The 20,622-nt window shown below is 67.1% G+C and carries 19 protein-coding genes; 9 read left to right on the forward strand and 10 right to left on the reverse strand.

Annotated elements, in window-relative coordinates:
* Positions 1–13: 13 nt before the first annotated feature.
* The 8 genes from OG858_RS22415 to OG858_RS22445 form a co-directional block, all read right to left on the reverse strand.
* Positions 14–1,705 carry a sensor histidine kinase gene (locus tag OG858_RS22415; RefSeq protein WP_086748091.1) on the reverse strand — a complete coding sequence of 564 codons (1,692 nt, stop codon included), beginning with the start codon at positions 1,703–1,705 and terminating at the stop codon, positions 14–16.
* Positions 1,702–2,442, reverse strand: a complete 741-nt coding sequence (locus tag OG858_RS22420; RefSeq protein WP_020115793.1) for a response regulator transcription factor — start codon at positions 2,440–2,442, stop codon at positions 1,702–1,704. The genes OG858_RS22415 and OG858_RS22420 overlap by 4 nt, the downstream gene beginning before the upstream one ends.
* A gap of 252 nt (positions 2,443–2,694) precedes the next feature.
* Positions 2,695–3,135, reverse strand: a complete 441-nt coding sequence (locus OG858_RS22425) for an antibiotic biosynthesis monooxygenase family protein (RefSeq protein WP_319068967.1) — start codon at positions 3,133–3,135, stop codon at positions 2,695–2,697.
* Between the two features lie 142 nt (positions 3,136–3,277).
* Entirely contained in the window at positions 3,278–4,165 is an 888-nt protein-coding gene (locus tag OG858_RS22430) for a DUF2797 domain-containing protein (RefSeq protein ID WP_319068968.1), read from the reverse strand.
* A 229-nt stretch (positions 4,166–4,394) separates the two neighbouring features.
* The gene (locus tag OG858_RS22435) at positions 4,395–4,616 is read right to left on the reverse strand and encodes a hypothetical protein (protein WP_013002359.1); all 222 of its coding nucleotides are present in this window, start codon (positions 4,614–4,616) and stop codon (positions 4,395–4,397) included.
* A gap of 479 nt (positions 4,617–5,095) precedes the next feature.
* A complete protein-coding gene (locus OG858_RS22440; protein WP_256960587.1) occupies positions 5,096–5,551 on the reverse strand; it encodes a hypothetical protein in 456 nt (151 codons plus the stop codon).
* A 1,754-nt stretch (positions 5,552–7,305) separates the two neighbouring features.
* Entirely contained in the window at positions 7,306–8,313 is a 1,008-nt protein-coding gene (locus OG858_RS48525; RefSeq protein ID WP_456243136.1) for a DUF6414 family protein, read from the reverse strand.
* 464 nt (positions 8,314–8,777) lie between these two features.
* Positions 8,778–9,767 (reverse strand): pentapeptide repeat-containing protein, encoded by a 990-nt coding sequence (locus OG858_RS22445; RefSeq protein ID WP_328544547.1) that lies wholly within the window; start codon positions 9,765–9,767, stop codon positions 8,778–8,780.
* A gap of 519 nt (positions 9,768–10,286) precedes the next feature.
* Between OG858_RS22445 and OG858_RS22450 the strand changes: the two genes are divergently transcribed.
* Positions 10,287–10,820, forward strand: coding sequence for an NUDIX hydrolase (locus OG858_RS22450; RefSeq protein ID WP_060887352.1), 534 nt, complete (start codon positions 10,287–10,289; stop codon positions 10,818–10,820).
* Here the strand turns inward: OG858_RS22450 and OG858_RS22455 are convergent.
* The gene (locus tag OG858_RS22455) at positions 10,798–12,138 is read right to left on the reverse strand and encodes a hypothetical protein (RefSeq protein WP_328544546.1); all 1,341 of its coding nucleotides are present in this window, start codon (positions 12,136–12,138) and stop codon (positions 10,798–10,800) included. The genes OG858_RS22450 and OG858_RS22455 overlap by 23 nt on opposite strands.
* Before the next feature lie 126 nt (positions 12,139–12,264).
* Between OG858_RS22455 and OG858_RS22460 the strand changes: the two genes are divergently transcribed.
* From OG858_RS22460 to OG858_RS22475, 4 genes are all read left to right on the forward strand, one after another.
* Positions 12,265–12,495 carry a hypothetical protein gene (locus OG858_RS22460; protein WP_328544545.1) on the forward strand — a complete coding sequence of 77 codons (231 nt, stop codon included), beginning with the start codon at positions 12,265–12,267 and terminating at the stop codon, positions 12,493–12,495.
* 249 nt (positions 12,496–12,744) lie between these two features.
* Positions 12,745–13,188, forward strand: a complete 444-nt coding sequence (locus tag OG858_RS22465) for a glycine-rich domain-containing protein (RefSeq protein ID WP_328544544.1) — start codon at positions 12,745–12,747, stop codon at positions 13,186–13,188.
* A gap of 69 nt (positions 13,189–13,257) precedes the next feature.
* Entirely contained in the window at positions 13,258–14,094 is an 837-nt protein-coding gene (locus OG858_RS22470; RefSeq protein WP_328544543.1) for a protein kinase family protein, read from the forward strand.
* Between the two features lie 804 nt (positions 14,095–14,898).
* Entirely contained in the window at positions 14,899–16,743 is a 1,845-nt protein-coding gene (locus OG858_RS22475) for an IS481 family transposase (protein ID WP_328545292.1), read from the forward strand.
* Positions 16,744–17,116: 373 nt separating this feature from the next.
* Here OG858_RS22475 and OG858_RS22480 read toward each other — a convergent pair whose 3' ends face one another.
* Positions 17,117–17,599 carry a GntR family transcriptional regulator gene (locus OG858_RS22480; RefSeq protein ID WP_328544542.1) on the reverse strand — a complete coding sequence of 161 codons (483 nt, stop codon included), beginning with the start codon at positions 17,597–17,599 and terminating at the stop codon, positions 17,117–17,119.
* A gap of 170 nt (positions 17,600–17,769) precedes the next feature.
* Between OG858_RS22480 and OG858_RS22485 the strand changes: the two genes are divergently transcribed.
* From OG858_RS22485 to OG858_RS22500, 4 genes are read left to right on the forward strand one after another with little or no spacing between them, the layout of a single operon-like run.
* Complete coding sequence (locus tag OG858_RS22485) at positions 17,770–18,120, forward strand: SCO3933 family regulatory protein (RefSeq protein ID WP_059083831.1); 351 nt, start codon at positions 17,770–17,772, stop codon at positions 18,118–18,120.
* On the forward strand, positions 18,117–18,329 hold the full coding sequence (locus tag OG858_RS22490; protein WP_328544541.1) for a hypothetical protein: 213 nt from the start codon (positions 18,117–18,119) through the stop codon (positions 18,327–18,329). Before OG858_RS22485 ends, OG858_RS22490 begins: the two co-directional genes overlap by 4 nt.
* Entirely contained in the window at positions 18,326–19,732 is a 1,407-nt protein-coding gene (locus OG858_RS22495; protein ID WP_328544540.1) for a cell division protein FtsK, read from the forward strand. The genes OG858_RS22490 and OG858_RS22495 overlap by 4 nt, the downstream gene beginning before the upstream one ends.
* A 58-nt stretch (positions 19,733–19,790) precedes the next feature.
* Positions 19,791–20,483 carry a DUF2637 domain-containing protein gene (locus OG858_RS22500; RefSeq protein WP_328544539.1) on the forward strand — a complete coding sequence of 231 codons (693 nt, stop codon included), beginning with the start codon at positions 19,791–19,793 and terminating at the stop codon, positions 20,481–20,483.
* Positions 20,484–20,622 lie beyond the last annotated feature (139 nt).

Here is a 20,622-nt window from a genome sequence, read left to right on the forward strand (position 1 = left end):
GCGAGCCGCTCTGTTATGCCCGTGTGCTCACACTGTGCTGTGCCTGTGAGTCCGATTGCCAGTTCGTTGCGTCGCTCACCACGTCGGTTCCGTCGAACTCGCCGTCGTGCTCGCCGTCGTACTGCCCCTCGTCGAGCTGCCAGTTCGCGGCGTCGTCGAGCGGCGGCACATCCCGTCCGAGGGCCGGCAGATGCACCGTGAACACGGTCCTGCCGGGCACGCTGTCGACGGTCACGGCACCGCCGTGCGCGTCGGCCACGGCCTGCACGATGGCGAGCCCGAGCCCGGTCGACCCGGATGCCCTGGACCGCGACGAGTCACCTCGCGCGAACCGCTCGAACACGTGCGGCAGCAACTCCTCCGGAATGCCCTGCCCGTCGTCCTCGACATCGACGCACATCCACGGCCCACGCCGCTGGACACGCGCGGTGACGGTCGTACCCGGCGGAGTATGCGTACGAGCGTTCGCCAGCAGGTTGACGAGCACCTGCTGAAGCCGTGCCGCGTCGGCCGACACGAGCGCGGGCATGTCCGGCAGGTCGAGCCGCCAGTTGTGGCTCCGCCCGGCGACGCGCGCATCGCTGACGGTGTCCACGACGAGGGGGATGAGGTCGGTCTGCTCGAACTGCAGCGGCCGCCCGGCGTCGAGCCTCGCGAGCAGCAGCAGATCCTCCACGAGCATGGTCATCCGCGAGGACTCGGACTCGATCCGCCCGAGCGCGTGCCGGGTGTCGGGCCCGATCTCCTCCCTGCCGCGCCTGGTCAGCTCGGCGTACCCACGAATGGACGCGAGCGGTGTCCGCAGCTCGTGACTGGCGTCCGCGACGAACTGCCGTACGCGCGTCTCGCTCTCCTGCCGCGAGTGCAGGGCGCCGTGGATGTGGTTGAGCATCCGGTTGAGCGCGGCTCCGACCTGCCCGACCTCGGTGTGCGGGTCGGTCTCGGAGGCCGGCACCCGCTCGTTGAGGGTCACTTCACCGGTGTGCAGGGGCAGCTCGGAGACCCGGGTCGCGGTGGAGGCGACCTTGCGCAACGGCCGCAGGGCGACCCCGACGAGGACGGAGCCGGCAATGCCTGCGGCTATGAGGCCGGCGCCGGTGACGCTGAGTTCTACGACGATGAGGGTGTTGAGGGTGCTGGTGACGGAGTCGGTGGGGAGAGCGACGTAGAAGTTGCCCCTGTTGCCCTCTACGTACTTGACCCGGTACTCACCGAGGCCGGGAATCTCCACGGTGTGGATGCCCGTCTTCGACACGTCGGCGAGAGCGGCCACCTTCTCGACGCCGAGTGTGACGGCGCTCATGCCCTGGAAGCCCTCGCTGTCGGAGGTCTGCTCCTTGGCCACCGCTGCGTTGGTGATCCCGCCGGAGGTGTTCACCTGGGCGACGACGGTGTTCTCCTCCGTGCCGCCCTTCGTGACGAACCCGAACGGGCCGTCCGGCGGGGGTTCGCCGATGTCACGGCCCCCGGGCTTCATCGGGCCGCCGGAGGCGCGGCTGGCAACCTCCTCCACCTGGCTGTTCAACTGCTTGTTCAGATGCGTGCTCAGCGCGATCGTGGTCACCGTCCCGATCACCGCACACACCACCGCGATCAACGCCACCGCGGAGACGACGAGCCGCGTACGCAGCGTGCGCGGCTGTCGTCCACGCCCTCGGCCCAGCTTCGGCAGCCTCTGCGTACGCGTCCGTCGTCGCCCGCTCATGACGCGGCGGGCTTGATCAGGTAACCGGCCCCACGCCGGGTGTGGATCATCGGCTCGCGCCCGGCGTCGATCTTCCGCCGCAGGTACGAGATGTACAGCTCGACCACGTTGGCCTGGCCACCGAAGTCGTACGACCACACACGGTCAAGGATCTGCGCCTTGCTGAGCACCCGCCGCGGGTTCCGCATAAGGAACCGCAGCAGTTCGAACTCGGTGGCGGTGAGGTGGATGTTCGCCCCGCCGCGCGACACCTCGTGGCTGTCCTCGTCGAGCATGAGGTCACCGACGACGAGCACGGAGTCGGAGCGGCGGTCGGCCGCACCGGAGCGGCGGATGAGCCCGCGCAGCCGGGCGACGACCTCTTCGAGGCTGAACGGCTTGGTGACGTAGTCGTCGCCGCCGGCGGTGAGCCCGGCGATCCGGTCCTCGACCGCGTCCTTCGCGGTCAGGAAGAGAACCGGCACTTCCGGCAGCTCGCGCCGCAGCCGTCCGAGGACGGTCAGCCCGTCCATGTCGGGCAGCATCATGTCGAGGACGACGGCGTCGGGCCTAAAGTCCCGGGCGGTCTGGAGGGCACCCGTGCCGTCCCCCGCACTCCGGATCTGCCATCCCTCATAGCGCAGGGCCATGGACAGCAGCTCGGTGATCGACAGCTCGTCGTCCACCACAAGCACTCGGACGGGGCTCCCGTCCGGCCTCAGCAGTTCGGTGCGCCCCTGGGGCGAGGTCGTGGTCATGCTGGACACCTTGTCGGGGCCCCCTGAGAACACCCTTTCCGGAACCTGTGATTTTTCTGAGAAACGCACAGGCGCCTCTCAGGCAACCCCTGGGTAGATCCCCGACTTCTCGGACACCAACCCCGCCGACCAGCACGTTTCTGATCGTTCCCACGGCGTTTCCCGGGCCGCCTCACCGCGACCCCACAGCTTCTCGGCCACAGGAAGCCCGCCCCGTACCCTCGCCCTGACCCCGTCTTTATGCAAGCGCCGTCATGCTTCGCCTCCCCCTCTCACGAAGCTGTGACTGCGCTCGACCTTGGCGATGTGCAACGAGTAGCTCTCGTACCACTCGGCCCGCCCCCGCGCCTTCGCCGCACGGTGCTCGACATTGACCCGCCACTCCTCCACGGCTGCGGCATCCCGGAAGTACCCCACGGTGATGGCCGGCCCGCCGGGCGTATGGGCTTGATCCATCCCGAGGAACCCGGGCACACCCTTCACCAGCTCCTCCATCCGCTCGGCGGTCTCCCCGTACCCGCTCTGGTCCGCGGTCCGCGTGGAGGTGAAGACGACGGCGTAGTACGGGGGTTCATGGGCGGGGACGGGCGCGACGACAGCCGCGTCGTCCGCTGCGTCACCAAATGCTTCACCAAATGCGTCGTCACGTGCTCCGCCGGGCGATCCGTCAGGTGCTATCCGCTGATCACTCATGGCATCACTCTCGGGCCAAGCCGTGACCGACGTCCACAGCCTTTCCGAACGGGATCCAAAAGGGATCGAAGTCTTTACCCGCCGCGCCCGTGCAGCGCGCCCCACCGCGCCTGTGCACCGCGCCCCGCCGCCCCAAGGCTTCTCAGAACAGCCCGTCCTGCACGCTTCCGTCCCCCGGGCTCTTCACCTCCCGTACGGGCACGGTGAGGGCGTCATGGGCTCCCTCACCGAAGGGAGCGGTCAGCTCCCAGCCGGTCATGAGCCGCGTATCGAGAACGACGACCCCTCGCCCGGTGGTCAGATGCAGATCGGGCCCGGCGACGGCGAGGACCGCACCGCCCACGGCACCGCCCGCGACCAGCTCACTCACCACACCGTCCGCGGCCGGCAACCCGTCGAGCCCGAACACCTCGAAATGATCGACCGCCTGGAACGGCACAGGCTCCAACGACTCGGGCCACCCCGCGAGCCCCAGGGCCCGCCCGTGCAGCACCGCCAACTCCCCGGCGCGCTCCTCGGCGGGCGGCAGGTCGGCCCGCACGGCCCGCTTCTCGGCATACGGAATCCGATCGGGCACCTTGAGCGCGGCCCGCATTACCTCCTCCGCCCGCCGCGCGGCCATCAGCGGCCCCCGGCCGAGCCACCCGAAGGAGACCGCTCCCTGCTCCAACAGCCGCGCCGGCCCCCGCTCGACCGCTGTGATCCCGACCTTCACCATTCCGGGCCCGAACCACGCGAGGTACACGTGATACGGCCGTGGATCATCGGCGATCGTGTCGGCGGCCACGGAATGCGCCCGGTCGAGCCGCGCGCACTCCTCACACCGGCCCCCGGTGCTCCGCCCCGGCACTCCCGCACGCAGCGGACACGAGTTCCCCCGGGCTCCGGCACACGTCCGCCGCCCCTCGCTCACGACCGCGAAAGCCACCGCCTTCCCCTGCGGCAACGGGCTCCCGCGCCCGCCCGCCCACCCCAGCAGCGGCCCGTCCGCACCCCACCGCAGCCCCGTACATCTCCACACACGTGCCATCCCCCACGACATTAGAGGGCACCACTGACAACGCCTCCGCCCGGCGGTCCGGGGCCTGAAACGAGGTTCGTCGTCGGAGGCGGCGATGCCGCGCCGGCATGGCGGGGCGGGGGCGACGTTGCGGAGCCGGAGGCATGGCAGAGCGCGCCCCCTCCGGAGCGAACCCGCCGTCGGCCCTGGCCCTGGTTCTGGGCCTGGTTCTGGGCCTGGTCCTGGTCTTGTTCTGGTCCTACAGCTTGCTCATCTTGGTGTACGGGCTCAAGATCCGCTGTCGCGCCGATCCGAAATCGACGAGCGCGGCGATCCCGTCCTCGATGCCGATCACCCGGCCGAGGCCGTACATGTCGTGCGTGACCTGGTCGCCCACCGCGAAGTGCTTGGGAGGCGGGGCGACCGGGGCCTTGAAGGGACTGGTGGGCAAATAGCGCTTCGGTGCACCTGGCTTTGTCATCTCGACCAGTATGCGCCCACTCGTATCCGGCCGTCCGCCCCGTTCCGACCCCAGCCCCTCCGCCGACCGCCTCCGAGCCCTCCCGCGGGCCTGCGGTCAGCACCGACGCCGAAGGCCCCGGATCTCTCCGGGGCCTCGGTCGACATGCACTCGTCAGGCTTCGACCGCACCGGCACCATGCTGCGGAACGCGCACGCCGGAGCCCTGTGGGCACGCTTGACCGGACCGCGCGCTTCCTGCTGGTGATCCTCCGTGCCGCCCTCCAGACGCCGTGCGTGAGGACGAGCCACCCCGCGACGTGGCCCGGAACGTGGAGCTGAGCATGGACACGAAGCGCGAGATCGAACCGCTCGCAGCGAAGGAGGAAGGCCGGCTCCTCGCAGCTGTCGGAAGCCATGGGCGGCGCCGGCTGAGCTCCCGGCACCCGTGACCTGCTCCCCGGGAGACCCCGAACTCGGGGTCTCCCGCGCGTCTTTCGCCTACGCGGCATCCACGGTCAGGGAGTAGTCCACACCAACGGAGAAGTCCTGTGCCTGACCGCGAATGGTCAGTGTGTGCTTCCCGGGTTTCAGCGGGGGCAACTGGACCCAGAGGCCGCACCCGGTAGCCGTGAAGCGCTCGTCCGTGCCTGTGACGGGGTTGTCGGCGACACCCTCCACAGAGATCGTCTCTCCTCGGATGGTTTCGTAGTCGGCCTTCTTGCCGTCCAGCACTGCGGACCCCTTGGCCGTGCTCATGAAGTCTGCGCAGTCCGCCGAACCACCCATCAGGTTCACCAGGGGAAACGCGACAGGGACCCCGTCAGGGATGCTGCAAGTGCGCTCGGCCTGAGTGCCGAATGTGCCCGCCAGGAACCACATGTCCTGCGACTGGTTGCGCTCGCAGTCGCTTCCGTCCTCGTCGGCGACCGGGTTGGTGCCTTCAGGCTCCGACATCGCCCATGTCCACCATCGGCTCTGCAGATCCTCGGGAGAGAGACGGGCTTGCGCCGACGCCGGTGCACCTGAAGCAGGAGCTGCCGAGTCCTCTGACCCCCCGGCTGGGCTGCCCCCGCATCCCACCAGTGCCGCCAGGACCATGGTCGTGAGTCCCGCTCCGCCGGTCCTGATCTTCATGGATACCCCTCCCGTGCCGCACACGTGCCACGACCCCCCGGTCGCCGTGCGATATGCGCGGACACCCTATCCGCGAGCCGGCCGAGCCCCTTGGGCCACGGTTGCTGTACTGCGCTGCTGTACGCCCCTGAAACGCAAGAGGCCCCGGATCTCTCCGGGGCCTCTCACCTGTGTGCACTCGGCAGGATTCGAACCTGCAACCTTCTGATCCGTAGGATCGGGCAAGGTCCCAGGTGAGAGGCTGCCATCCTCTGATCTCGCTCGCTCAGGTAAGCGATCATGCGCGACTGTGTGCCGTCGTTGCCGTCAGAGCTGCCGTCAACCTGGACTCCGCCTCCAACTGGCTGTACCCATCGCGCCCCATTGCACCCGTGTGGCTGCCTCGACCTCATCAGTCTTCAGCGGGCGAACCGAGCGGGGCCCTCGTGCGAGTTACGACTTTCTCTGCCGGGGTTCAAGCCCCGGCTGGGCTCCGCTCCGCCGGGCGCGCTTCCCGGCTCTGGCCGCGCCCGCGCTCCTGCCTCCGGCCCGCTCGGCGCCGCCGACGCCGACGCGCGCCCTGGTCAGGGTTGGCCGGCGGCATGGGGTCAGAAAACGTCGTGGCTGGGGCGGTCGGCTCCACGACTTTAGGCAGCCACTTTGGGGCGAGCCTCGAAGATCATGGCCCCAACGTCGTGCTTTACGGGCAGGTCCACTGACTGCCCGACTCGCCATGAGCTTACGGGGCCATGATCACTCGCCCCAAAGCAGCTCCAGCCCAAAGTCGCTACGCCGACCTCGGATCTTCGTCAGACTGTGGTCGTGTCGTATCTCAACAGCCCAGCAGCGGCCGCGCTGGTCGCAGCATTGGCCACTCTCGGTGGAGCAGCTCTCACCGGATGGATGGGGCTCCGCCTGCAAAATCGACAATCGGAGCGCCAAGCTGCTATAGCCGCCGAGGAGCGTGCAGAACTCCTGAGGGAGAGTCGCAGGGAAGAGCGGAAGCTCGCTTACTCAGAGTTCATCACCCAGGCGGTACGCACGGCGAACGCAAGCCTCGCCATGTGTCGGTCGGATGCTGCCGATCCGACTGTCTTCGATCACGCAAGAGCGGAAGCCCAGGCTCATCTGGCCGAACTCTGGCCGATGCTCGCTTTGGTCAACATCCTCGGGCCCACGGACATCGCAGCGTTGGCGGACAAGGTACCGCTCGCACTTCAGCGCGAGATGAGAGCAGCGGAGCGGCACCCAGGGGGCCCGCTCTCAGCCATCGGGAATCTGTCGGACGCGCGTCAACAAGCCCAACGAGCTTTCGCAGTCCGTGCTCGAATGATTATGGAGCACGTCCCCGAACCGAGGCGCGCACAGATGCTCCCCCAAGCACTGAGGCCGGGCCCGTTTGGCTAGCATTCGGGCCGTCTCGGGGCCGTCGAAGGGTGCTCAACGACGACCAACGCTGACAACCACCGACAGCTAAGTCGCAGGTCGCAGCGTTGATCGATTGCACAGCCGCAGGTCAGCGACCCGGCCCCGCACTTCTTCGACTACTGATTGCACTCGACGGCCCTTGACTCGCTCAGCGGGACTCCGCCGACCTATCGCCCAGGCAGCGCGACTGTGCCGGGAATGCGCGGAATGGACCGATAGACGGCGAACGGAATCACTGAGAAACCGGGATGCTGAGGAAGGTCCACGAAACCTAGACCCCCCAAATGCTTCATGAGTGCATTAATCCCTTCAGCGAAACTCCCTCGATTCACGGCCCCATCGGGACGTACAAAGTCCTGGTCCGGCATCGAAGTGTCTTCAGGCCCGTAACTACCGATGCTGCCAACCAATGTCCACTCCTGTCGCTCCATACCGTAGCGGGCGAACAGAATATCGGCCTCGGTGTCTAGGTACTGCCGCCCTTCCTGTAGGCGAGCTCCAATCATTACGCCTCCCGAATCAATCGGGAATAGGTTGAGATGGAGGCCAGGGGAGAATACGCCCCTCGCTATGCGAGTGATCGCGCGAAGCGTCTCCCCATCAGCGCCGATAGGTCCTTTGAAGTCGGGGATAGCATCCTCTAGGTTTCGTTCGCTATCTGCCGTGAAGCCTTTTTTCGAGGGTCGTGGTGCGGAATTATTCGCTTTCCCTTTTCCTCTAGGGGCGGGTGCGACAGCAGTCCCAAAGTCGACTCCCAAGCCCTGTAGGCCGAGAGCGACTGAGGCGAAGCCAGAGAAGACACTCGCCGCGTAGCGAGCGTCGAAGAGTGAACCCATCGCTGTGACGCGAACCAGGGAACCCGGGCGGGCAACTCGCTTCAAGTTTCCAGAAGTCCACTCCGATTGCTCGGCCACTTCCTCCGAGATGTCTCGAAGTAGCCCCTGTGACTCTAATTCGTCTTCGAGGGTGGGGAAAATAGCATCACCCAGGGATTTCTGGGTGTATCTCTCCTCTCCAGTTACGTGCAGGTGTTGCGCAACACTTCTGGGGCCAACCGTATTTCGCTTCTCCTGTCGACTCGTTTCGCGCTCTTCTTCTGCGACCCCTCCGGCGAGTTGGGCCAACATCGCCCTTACCTTATCGGTATCCACATAAAGGAATTCACGCAGGATCAACTGTCCCCCTCAGGCGAGTCTGTAGGGGAGATGATATCTCTCCCGAGGGCACCCTCTCGGTGGTTCACGAAGACTGACACGCGATGCCCACATAGATGCTGGACCGGCACGGCAGACCGCAGTCGAGATATGCCGAAGACCTCGCAGCCACCGCAGCGACTGGCCTGCGTCCCGCCAGCGATCATGTCTGCTTTTTCACAGCAGTGATCACGGCATCCGCGGGCACAGCTGGGCCGTGCGAGGCCGACCAAAGCTGACAGACGCGGCCCACGGGTGACCACCCCCACCCCGCTCTGGCCTGGGCTACCGGAGTTGATCAGCGACACTGGGAGGGTTATGCCTGCACCCGCACGCCACCCGAGTCGCTCCCGTTACCATTCTCACCACATTTCTGTTGTGCCGTTAACAGATGTGCAGGGGGTGCGGGTAGTCACGGTTAAATTCTCAGCTTAAAAAACAATCATTTATCGATCCTGCCTCTTCGAGCGCGCCCTATCCCTACTGAAGACGCGGATATTTTTCACAGGATCTACCTTGACTTGTGGATGGTTCGTTAGATGCAGTGGAAGTTTCGTTGACGCGTCGAACTCGGTCTCAAGGAGTTGCTCGACTGAAATCTGAGCAGCGATCCGGTCGCCAACAAGGTCCGCTGCCCGTAGATCCGCATTCGTCAGACTGGCGCCAGTAAAGTCCGCCCCTGATAGGCATGCGTATGCGAGAACAGAATTAGATAGGTCGGCCCGGTCTAGTGCGGCCCCAATTAGGTTGGCGCCCCGCAGATATCCGCCCGCCAGATCGGCCCTCCTGAGGTCGGTGAACGATAGATCAAGCGACTGCTTCTCTTCTCTGGTGGGACGTCGCATAAGTACCGTCAGGGCAGCCTGTACATCATCCTTCGGCGCCGGCATCGGGACGTCTCGTTCGTCGGGCACTGGAAGCTCTGGGTCTGGAGCAGGCGCATACTTACGAACGAAGGCCGCCAGCACATGAACCGCTGTGTCGTGGTCCTTCTCCGAGTCCCGCATGATTCGTTCGAGGGAGTAGATACCTCCCAGCCGTGCCATCATTCCGTCGTCGCCTTCTGGTGTCGACAGGAGCTTGATAGCCTCGACGTACTGTTCGGTGACCTGACCTTCGCGGGTCAGCTGAGCAAGCTCTTGGTCCTTTTCTCTGGCATACGCGAACTGATCCTGACTGTGCTTATACAGCTTCTCAGCATGGCGGTGCCCACGATGGGTGTAGTACAAGCCGAGAGCTGCGACGACTCCGGCCCCCAGAGCGACTAGGGTGGTTCTGACACCCGTGATGACGACACCATCGGCAGGCTGGAGGTTCTTAGTACGGAGATGGTTCCCGTCGATCCACCACGGGCCCTCCCAGAGGAGGAGAGCATACGCAGCGACTAGAGCCACGGAGGCTACTGCGAGAGCAATCGTCTTCAGCTTCCCATTCATGGGATACAGCCTGGCCTTTCCCACGGTGTTCTACCCAGAGAACATGTTGTTTCAGAGCAGAAGTTGAGGTTCGAGGCACCGCTGGCGGTGAGACAACTACGTGTAACACGAATCTGCACGGGACCTTGGCGGTGCGGTTGATCAGCGGCGGGTGTGCTGGTCACTGCCGAAGCCCGAGTCCAGGCGGCCTCGGCCATTAGCGCGGTGAGCCGCACTGCGGCCACAGAGTTACGTGTCGTGCCAGAACCGTGCCAGATACTGCGGGAAACCACGGGGAACAGCGGTCACCCTCCCAGAGACGCCCTCAGGCCATGACGCCGCTCAGGAGCAGGCCAGCGGGAATGCCAGCCCGTAGAACCCAAGCTTCCCAAGCCGAGGCTTCAGTGACTCCTTCCTGGCGTTCAACCGCTTCAACCGGGACACGAGGCATCTCGTCAATGTGACGCGAAAAACGTCGAACTTGCGCCCACCTCCGGAGCGGTCTGAGATCCTGGAGTCCGATCGAGAGGGGCCGAAGGCATGGAGTGGAAGACCCACGGTGAGCGGCAGATCTACACGAACAAGTGGGTGAACCTGTGTCTGGTCGATGTCCAGCAGCCTGACGGGCGCAGGTGGGAGTACCACGTCGTTCGCCTCCGGCACCTGGCCGTGGCCGCCGTGGTCAACGATCGGCAAGAGGTGCTGATGATGTGGCGGCATCGCTTCATCACGGACTCGTGGGCCTGGGAGTTGCCCATGGGTCTGGTCGAAGAGGGCGAGTCCCCTGAGGAAGCGGCAGCCCGCGAAGTGCTGGAGGAAACGGGCTGGCGGCCTGGCCCCATCAAGCCTCTGATCTACGCCGAGCCGGCCAACGGCATCACCGACTCTCAGCACCACGTCTTCCGCGCGGACGGCGCGACCCACGTGGGACCACCAACCGAGAAGAACGAGTCAGACCGCATCGAGTGGATTCCCCTCAGCGAGGTGCGCGGAATGATCGACCGCCGCGAGATCGTCAGCAGCGGAACCCTCGTTGGTCTCCTCTACGTGCTCATGGATGAAGCGATCCGCTGACCGGCGGGAGGACTGCCCGTAGCCGTGCCTCGAAGGCCAGGGCTACGGGCTCCTGCCTGTGTGGGGCCAACTGGTCGTAGAACTCCCTGAGATGGCCTGACACCCGCTCGGAAGCCACCGCCGACGCGGACTCCAGAGCCTGCGTGGCGGTGCTGCACGCCTGGTCAACCTTCCCTTGTTCCAGCTGCGTACGGGCCAGCCAGAAGGCGTGAAACGCCCGTCCGCGCTGATTGGTGCGGGCCTCCCGACGCAACGCATCCGCGATCAAAGGCTCAGCCGTCGCCGCCTCGCCCAGACGTCCGTGGGCAATGCCCGTGTCCACTATGAGCTTCAGCTCGTCGAAGTAGGTCACCCATGACGGGTCCGGGTCGCTCGCCTGGATCTTCTCGAACTGACGGTGCGCTTCCCCGATCGCCCGGTGCGTCGCCGTATGGCTGCCGAGCGTGGCATGGGCGAATGCCTCTCGCATGGAGAGCATCGACAGGACTCGCGGCGTCGTGCCGAAGGCTGAGCGGGCCTGGTCCTGGGCGGCGGTCACAAGCGCCAGTGAATCCGCGGGCTTGTCCTGGTAGGTCGCCTGCAAGCTCATGCAGGCGAGGACGTTGGCCATGAACTGACGGTCGTCGATCTCCTTGGCCAGGTGCAGAGCCTCGGTGAAGTAGGCGCGGGCCTGGTTGTACTGGCGGGCGTCGAAGTAGGTCCAGCCGGTGAGGCGGGCCAGTTCGGCCGCGATCCCGTACAGGCCGTTCTGGATGGACGGCGGTCGGCTCTCCTTCAGCAGTCCGGCCACGTAGCGGAGCTGGCCGACGACGGCCGGCCGCAACGCCTCGCCGCCGTGCTGGTCGTCCCGTCGCCAGTAGTCCTCGATGGAGGAGCGGAACGCTTCGAGGGTGGCCGCGCTGAGATTGGTCCGCGTGGCCAACGCCAGGATGCTGTCGACGTCCGGGCCCGGCAGGGACGCGGGTGACTGCGCCTGGGGCTCCGATACTTGAGGTGCCTCGCGCTCGGTGACTACGAGGGCCTGCGGCGTCTCCCAGGAACGGCGGGCAAGCCCGAGCATGCCTCCTGGGATGCGCAAGCCGTCCGAGATGCGCTCGATCACATCCATGTGGAGCAACTGGCGTCGCCCTGCGATCACTTCGCCGACCCGGCTCGGAGTCAGGTCGCAACGCCTCGCGATCATCGACGGATAGATGCCCGCACGGGCCTTCACCAGCCGGAAGACTCTGGCAAAGTCCCGCACCCGACACGCATGGATCATCTCGGGGTCGGTCAGCAGCCTGGCAGGTAACTCCTGCGGCCGGTCGGCGTCGGGCATCGGGCCAGCTCCCACACTGCGAGGGCTACGCAACGTCGTGGATTCTCTACTAGCCGCGATGTTACCCAAGTTGGGTAATCAGCCTGGCCTTTTGGCAGGGGTCCCCTGATCGCGATGCTCCTCTGCATGGCGAGCAATCAGCAGACCAGACCAGGCATCGGTGCGCTGGCGAAGGACGGTGCCACCGGGCGTATCGGCGTCGTCATGGGTGAGGTCGGTGGCCGTGTGCAGATGCGGCCGGTCCGTGGCGGCAGGGAGTGGGATGCCATCCGGGACGACGTGGAGGCGCTCAGCGCACGGGAGGAGCTGAGCGTCCGGCTGGCCGCTAGGAACGGCAACAGTCGGGTCGGGCTGTGATGCGCGCCGTCGGCCGTTACGCCGGGGTCCTGTTCATCATCTGCATCAGCGGTTCGTGCGGATTGGTGATCGGTGTGGCCCTCGCCACCGGCCAGTAGACCGGCCGCCCCGAACGGGTGGTGTCGTTACGGCTCCCCCGTCCCCGTTCGGGGCCGGCCTCCAAGCCCGCTCGCGATTGTCTTCGAGCAGTGCTCGCTGATCGCGACGGCAGGTAAGTGCCCTGCACCACCTCACACCAGGAGATTGCAGATGACGGCAACAGCGAACGATCAGAAGAGCGGTCGCACGGTGGCGGGTGAGGAGCTGTTCCAGAGCCTCGCCCACTTCGTGATCACCCACAACGGGCAGTCGCCCGAGCGTGCCGAGCGGATCGCGGACCAGGCGGTCGCGTTCGTCGTCACGGCGGCCACCGCCACGGTCCCCATGGTCCCTTCGGATGACGTGGACCTCGGCCTCCACGCGCTCATCCTGCACACGAAGGAGTACGCCGGGCTGTGCGAGCAGTTCGCGGGGCGCTTCCTCCACCACAACCCGAAGCCGGGCGGGGGAGCGCGCGACCCTGAGAGGGTCGCTGCCTCGGCTCACGCCATGAAGGCGGCCGGATTCATGGTCTTCGACGACCTGTGGACCGTGGACGGCACGAACCTCGCGCAGTGCGACTCGGACTGCGGCCGACCCTACGGTCAGGACTGACCCACCCCACAGCGACGCGACCGGCCACGACTCGTGGCCGGTCGCGTGCGCCCGGAAGGAGAAGAGACGTTGTCCGGCCCAACCCCTGAACTGCCGATCGTGGTGCTCGACGCGCTCATGCCCACGGCTCACCACCTGGTCGTCAACCGCCGGGGCTCCACGGTCTGGGAGCTGGAGAGCCCACGGGGTCACTACGCCGTGAAGCTCGGCCACCCGATCGAGGCCACGGCCGACTGGGCCGCCCAGCCCTGGACCGCGCTCGCACCGGCGCGCGAGGGTGCCGTACTGCATCGTCTCGGCCTCGACGAGATCGCCTACGGCGAGTGGGAGCGCGGTACCTGGAACTTCCAGCCGTGGCACGAAGGCCCGGACCTGTACCGGCTGTGGGAACCCTGCCGTCGACCGGGATCCTCCATCGCGCCCCACACGGATGTTGCCCTGGGGTGCGTCGAAGCACTGGCCGAACTGCACGCGAAGGGCTGGGCCCACGGAGACGTGCAACCCGCCCACTTCATCATCGGGCCCGAACGGACGCACCTGATCGACCTCGCCCTCGCCCGTGGCGGGAGCGTGCCCGAGGGATACGACTTCCCCTTCCGCGGCTGCCTCGTCCACTACGAAGCACCCGAGATCGCCCGCAGCGTGCTCGCCACCGGCGAAGCCGAGCCGACACCCGAAGCCGATATCTACGCCCTCGGCGCGTCCCTGCTCATCTCCGCCACCGGCTGGCGAGCGGTCGAATACCCGGACGACGCTCCTCGACCCGTACAGAGACAAGCCGTGGCGAACGGGCGGCGCCGCCCCGTAAAGGCGCCCGGTGAGCTGGGCGAACTGATCGACGCCATGCTCAGCCACGCTCCCGGAGACCGGCCGACGATCTACGAGGTGGGCAAAGCCCTGAGCTGATCCCGAAGCCCGTGCGCCGCGCCTTGCTCGTGCGGTGGCGGCCGACAACAACAGACCGGACCACCCCTCAGCCTGGACAGCATTCCGGGTGGTCCGGTCGTGGAAGCCCTGATCAGGACCCCGGTGCCGATGGTACCGGGGTGGTCGCCGTGCCCGAATGCGGGTGCGACCACAACCTCGGCTTCCTGTTGTCGAGTTGGAGAAGTCACTGGTGAAGTCCCGTCGAGGAACGCAGTTCTGGCCTCAGCCACCGAAAGTCAGCCACGGCGGCGGGTGCGCCGAACGAGCACCCGTCACGTGTGCCTCCAGCAACCCCGTACGGGCCTCAGCCACGCTGCCCGAATGCGTCACGGACCGCACGCCCTCCAGCCTGGGCGTTGTGTACGTCGGGACGCTGCTCAGGTCGGCTTCGAATCTCTCGGAGCGAATCGGCGGCCGATGGCACGGTGTGGTCGTCACCGGCGCGCTTCGGTCTGGTTCTGGCGCTCGGACTGGTCGGGTTACTTCCTGGTCTGGCTGCCCACCCTGGCGGTGTTGCGCGCTGAGTGGGCGGGGGCCGCCGCAGCGGTGGCGGAGACATGGAGCGGCGGCGGCCCGTGGCCGCCAGCGCGCGCGGCACGCCGTAGGCGGGCCGCCTTGATCCAGTAAAGAAACTCTGAACAGCTCCGTAGGCCAGGGGAGTGTCCGGTCCCGGGAGATGCTTGACACTTCGATCCCAGCTGATGGTTGACGGTGGCCGTGATCGGCTTTTCTGTGCACGTTGTTGTGGCGTGTGGCGGGAGGCCGGGATTGGCTCTGGTGGAGTTGTCGGTTGTCGAGCAGAGATACCGGGCTGTGCTCGCGGTGCTGGCGGGTGCGACGGTGACGGAGATCGCCGCGTCGCTGGGGGTGTCGCGGCAGACGGTGAGCGGGTGGAAGTCGAGGTATGCCGCCTCGGGCCTGGCGGGGCTGGCGGACCGGTCACGCAGGCCGGCCTCGTGTCCGCATCAGGCCTCCGCCGAGGTGGAGACGGCCGTGTGCGAGCTGCGGCGCAAGCACCCTCGCTGGGGTCCGCGGCGGATCGCTCATGCGCTGGAGCGGTCCGGGGCGGTGAGCCCGCTGCCGTCACGGATGACTGTGTATCGGATCCTGGTCCGTCACGGTCTGGTGGAGCCGGGGGTGCGGCGGCGGAAGCGGTCGGATTACAAGCGCTGGCAGCGGGACCGGCCGATGCAGTTGTGGCAGATGGACATCGTCGGCGGCGTGATGCTGGTCAACACGGTGACCGGTGAGCTGACCGAGGCCAAAGTCGTGACCGGGGTGGACGATCATTCCCGGTTCTGCGTGATCGCGTCGGTGGTGGAGCGGGCGACCGGTCGGGCGGTCTGTGCGGCGTTCGCGGGGGCCCTGCGGAGGTTCGGGGTGCCGGAAGAGGTGCTGACCGACAACGGCAAGCAGTTCACCGACCGGTTCGGGCAGGGCGGTGAGGTGTTGTTCGACCGGATCTGCCGGGAGAACGGGATCGCGCATCGGCTGACGCAGCCGGCGTCGCCGACCACGACGGGCAAGGTGGAGCGGTTCCATCAGACGCTGCGGCGTGAACTCCTCGACGACTGCGGCGCGTTCGAGAGCATCGAAGCGGCCCAGGCGGCACTGGATCGTTGGGTGCAGGAATACAACTCGATGCGTCCGCATCAGGCCTTGGACATGCAGTCTCCGGGAGACCGGTTCACCCCGGTGCCCGAGGAGGAGCGGGACATGCTGGGGCTGAAGATTCCCGGAGTGCTGGCGCTGGTGCCGCAGCAGCGGACACCTCCAGCGGACCCGGACCCGGACCCGGACCCGGCTCCGGCTCCGGCTCCGGCTCCGGCTCCGGCTGAAGCCTCGGCTGTGCCCGCCGCCCTGCCTGAGGTGGTCCCGGCCGCGGCGGTGGAGCCCGGTGGGCCGGTGGAGTTCGATCGGGTGGTGCCTGCGAGTGGGAATCTGCAGGTGGCGGGCAAGCAGTTTTGGCTGGGTCCGGCCCGTTCGGGGCTGACGGTGACGTTCTGGGCGGACACGTCGGTGATCCATCTGCTGATCGCTGGGACGCGGATCAAGAGCGTGCGGTCGCACCTGTCGGTGGCTGACCTGGGACGGCTGGCTGTCCGGGGCGGCCGTACGGCCGGACCGGCCCCGCTGCCTGCCGGTGAGGGGATGGCGTTCGAGGTGGACCGGGTCGTGAACAACAGCGGCCTGGTGGGCCTGGCCGGGCGCCAGGTGCTGGCCGCGGAGATCCTCGGCGGCCGCCAGGTGGGCATCCGCCTCGACGACGAGACGCTGTCGTTCTTCGACCCATCCTCGCGAGAACTCCTGCGGGTGCGGCCCAACCCGCTGACCGGAGAGGAAGTGCGTCGGCTGCGGGGCCTGCGTCCGGCCGGACCGCCACCGCGGCCGGGCATCGAGCCGGTGCGGGTGCAGCGGCGGATCAGTGCTGTGGGCACGATCATGGTCTGCCGCCAGAGCGTCTCCCTCGGCCGCCCGTACGCAGGCCAGACGGTGACCGTGCACGTGTCTGAGACGACGATCACCGTCGAGCTGGACGGGCAGGTCCGGGTCATCCGGCGCACGACCGACATTCCCGTCCGCCACGTCAAGGCGAACAAGCCCTACAAGGTTTCCGATGTTGTCTAGGCCCACCGTCAAGCATCATCTGGGACCAGAACGTCAAACATCACCTGGGACTAGACACGTAGGCCAGGGGAGCGGCCGAGCAGCGTGCGAGGAACACATGGGCACCGTGGACCGGCCCCGGACCTGCGAGAGAGGTCGTCGGACAGCCGATCAACCATGCCTCGCCGCTTCGAGCAATCGCGATACGCAACGACGGCACGGCGGCAAGCGGGAGCAATGACCGAGCACATACCGGACAACGAAATGGGGTCGACCAGCATTCACGTCGGGGACACGGAACAGGTGGCCGCGCTGGTCAGAGAGATGCGCGCCATGGTCGGCCGCCTCAGGAGGGAGACGATGGAGTTGCGAGAGGAAGTGGCCCGGCTCAGGACTACGGCTTCGGCTGCTGAGCTGCCTTCAACTCCTCGACCTCACGGCGCAGTTCCTGATGATCAGCGCTGAGTGCGCGGATTTCGTCGCGTAGTGCTGTGAGCGTCTCAGCGAGGGTGGCCCCGGCGGCATCGGCGTCGTCGGGTCCTCCCTCCCCTGGCTCTGCCTGGCCCGGCCTCTCGCCCTTCTTCGACAAGTACCAGGCTGGCGCGGTGTAGTTCGCAGAGAACTCGCCCCCACCGTCATGGTCTGCGACGAAGCTCCCCCGACCATGGATCGTGTAGATCAAGCCCTCGTCGCGCAGCACGTTGAGCGCGGACCTCATGGTCATGTTGGCTACGCCGAAGCGCTCCTGCAGCTCGCGAATGGCCGGCATCTGCTCGCCGGGCTTGATCCGCCCCTGCAAGATGTCGCGCCGAAGCTCGTCGGCAGCGTGCTGATACGGCGGCCGGCGGTCCTGCTTGCTCTCTGGCGCGGGGCTCATGGCCCAAGAGTAGCGATTTCTAGCACCCCTAGCACACCCCACTGACATAGGTGACCCATGTCAGTTGATACCTAGCTCACCCGATTCACTTGACACTGCTAGGTCAGCTATGTTCAATGGTGATCACGCCCACCGCCCCGGTGAAGCGCAATCGAAAGGACCCAACTCTCATGGCACGCATCCGTGTTGGCCTGCTCCCCACCTCCTCGTTCATGGTCGGCACCCTGCCGGTGCCCAAGTACGCGGACCAGGAGAAGACGCAGTTCGCCACCGACCGTGAGACCGGCGCGAAGCTCTACACGATCACCCTCTTCTTCATGGAGGAGGACCGTGCCGAAGCTCTGAAGATCACCGTTCCGGAGACCGGTCTGCCCAACGGCCTCCGGCCCGGTGTCCCGGTCATGCCGGTAGAGCTGTTCGCCACTCCGTGGGCGCGCATCTTCAACGGCTCGCTCTCGGACGGCATCGCCTACCGCGCGGGTCGGCTGGACCTGGTGGCCCCCACCGCTGAGGCGGCGTGAACGACACCGATCTCCGGTCCGGCGCTGAGTGCGGCTACCCGCTGCCTCACGCCGGGCCGGATGCCCGGTTCACCGAATTGCTCGTGCACTCGGCGGCGGCCGTACTCGTCGGCTACGGCTATCCCCGCATCGACGCCCCGCCAGATCGGGCGGCCCTCGAATCGGCCCTCATGGCCTTCCTCTACAACCCGTTGGAGAACCGCACATGAAAGATCCGAACACCCCGGCGGAAGGCGTCCTCGGTCACATCCCGCTCGTCGTCGCCCTGGCGCTCGCCGTGCTGGCCGGATGGTCGATCTGGTGGATGGTCCGCTACGCGTGCGCCGATGCCATGACCCGGCAGTCCATACGGCAGGCCATACGCGTGCGGTGGGGCTGGAAGCGGCTCGCGCCGATGCTCAGGCTGTCGGCCACGGACAAGACCCCGACCGCGCTGGCATCGATGGCGAACGCCAACGGCAAGCCCACCAAACCCCGTGTCCTCATCCCCACCTTGAAGGTGAAGCACGACGCGTACGGGGTGATCGCGCGGGCACAGTGCCTGCCCGGCGTCGGCCTCCAGCAATTCCAGAAGGCGGGCCCGCACCTGGCCGATGCCTGGCGGTGCACACGGGTCGCGGTCACCCAGGACAAGCCTGGGCAGGTGCTCATCCGGGGTGTGCGACTGGACCCACTGAAGTTCCCCACCGAGCACCACCCCACGGGTGAGCCACCGGAGGAGACTGCCCGGTGGGATCTGGGCCTGGACGAGTACGCACAACCGGTGTCCGTGAACCTCACGCAGGTGCCCGGCGTGACCGTGGCCGGCCTTCCCGGCTTCGGCAAAACCAGCCTGATCAACCAGCTTCTCTCCGACTGGGCACCCTCGCCCGCAGTGCAGTTCGCCTGCGCTGACGGCAAGGTGTCGGCAGCGTACGAAGGCGACTACGCCGACTGGGTCCAACGCATGTTCGCCTTCGTCGGCGATGACCTGGAAGAGGCCAACAAGCTGTTCCGGCAGCTGGTGGAGCTGCGCCGCGCCCGCTCGGCCTCGGTGCGCCAGGTGCTCGGAGTGAAGTCCGTGTGGGACGTCGGCCCCTCCGAGAGCTGGCCCCTGGTCGTGCTGATCGTCGACGAAGCCCACACCTACTTCCGCGACCACAAGGGCAGCGACCAGCAGACGAAGAAGCTGGCCGCGCTCGCCGCCGAGAACGCCCGGCTCGTGGAAGACCTGGTGAAAAAGGGCCGGTCCGTGGGACTGCTCGTCATCCTCACCACGCAAAAGTCCACCGGCGACGCGATCCCCACCTTCATCCGCGACGTGTGCCCCGTGGGCCTGAGCTTCGCCCAGAAGACTGCCGAAGCCGCGGTGGCCGCGCTCGGCGACGAGATCCGGGAATGGCCGGACGCCAACCCCATCAACCTCCAGGACCCCACATACGTCGGCGTCGCGTCGATGAACCACCAGTCGCAACCCGGCTTCACCCGCATCCGCACCCCGTACGTACCCGACGCGGAAGCGGCTCGCATCGCCGAAGAGACAGCGAACCTCACCGCCGACCCCTCCGCCCTGCTGGAAGCCTTCCTTGGCCCTCGCGTGGCGGACGTGGATCTCACGAAGCTCGACGCCTGAACAGCGCGCCCCACCGCCCCCGCACGTCCCCGACACCCAGGAGAGGAGGTGAACACTCATGACAGAAGACCGGATCACTCAGCGCACCATCACCGCCGTCATGATCGTCATTGCCGCGCTGGCGTTCGTCTTCTCCTTCGGCAACGTCTGGTCCCTCGCCCTGCGCCTCGGCGTCCCCGGCCCGATCGCACCGCTCATCGCCCCGATGGTGGACCTGTCCGTGGTCGGCCTCCTGGTCGCCCTTCGCTACCTCTCCCTGCGCGGCCTGCCCGCAGACCAGATGACGGCTGCGACCCGCCTCATGCACTTCTCCGGACTGCTGACCCTCGCCCTCAACGTCGCCGAACCGATCGTCGCCGGACACTACGGCCGCGCCGCCGTCGACGCGGTGGCCCCGCTGCTCCTCCTCGGCTGGGGCTCCGTCGGCCCGCAGCTCCTGCGCGCCTTCCACACCGTTGCGCGCCCCGCCGTACCGGCACCGCTGCCGGACGAGATCGAGTCGGAGCCCGCGACTGGCCCCGAAGCCCCCAGCCCTGCGGAGCCGCCCCCGGCCCCGGTCGCTCCTCCGATCGCCCCGGCTCCCGCTCCCGCTTCACCCGTGGTCAAGGTCCCTGAGCCGCTGCTGACCGAAGCACGCTCCATCGCGACATCCCACCGCACCGAGCACGGTGAGCCGATCACGGCGGTCCAGCTCAAGACGCGACTCGGGATCGGCCTGCCCATGGCCACCGCGCTGCACGCCGCTCTGTAGGGCCATCCCTTCCGCCGGCTTTCCCGGCACCCACCACCGCCACCGCCCCCTGGGCCCGACTCGCCATGCCTGCGGGCAGCAGCCCGAGCGCACTGAATCGCTGCTGCCCGCAGGTCCTCACCCTCGCGCCAGAGAGGAC

Source organism: Streptomyces europaeiscabiei (assembly GCF_036346855.1).
GTDB classification, from domain to species: domain Bacteria; phylum Actinomycetota; class Actinomycetes; order Streptomycetales; family Streptomycetaceae; genus Streptomyces; species Streptomyces europaeiscabiei.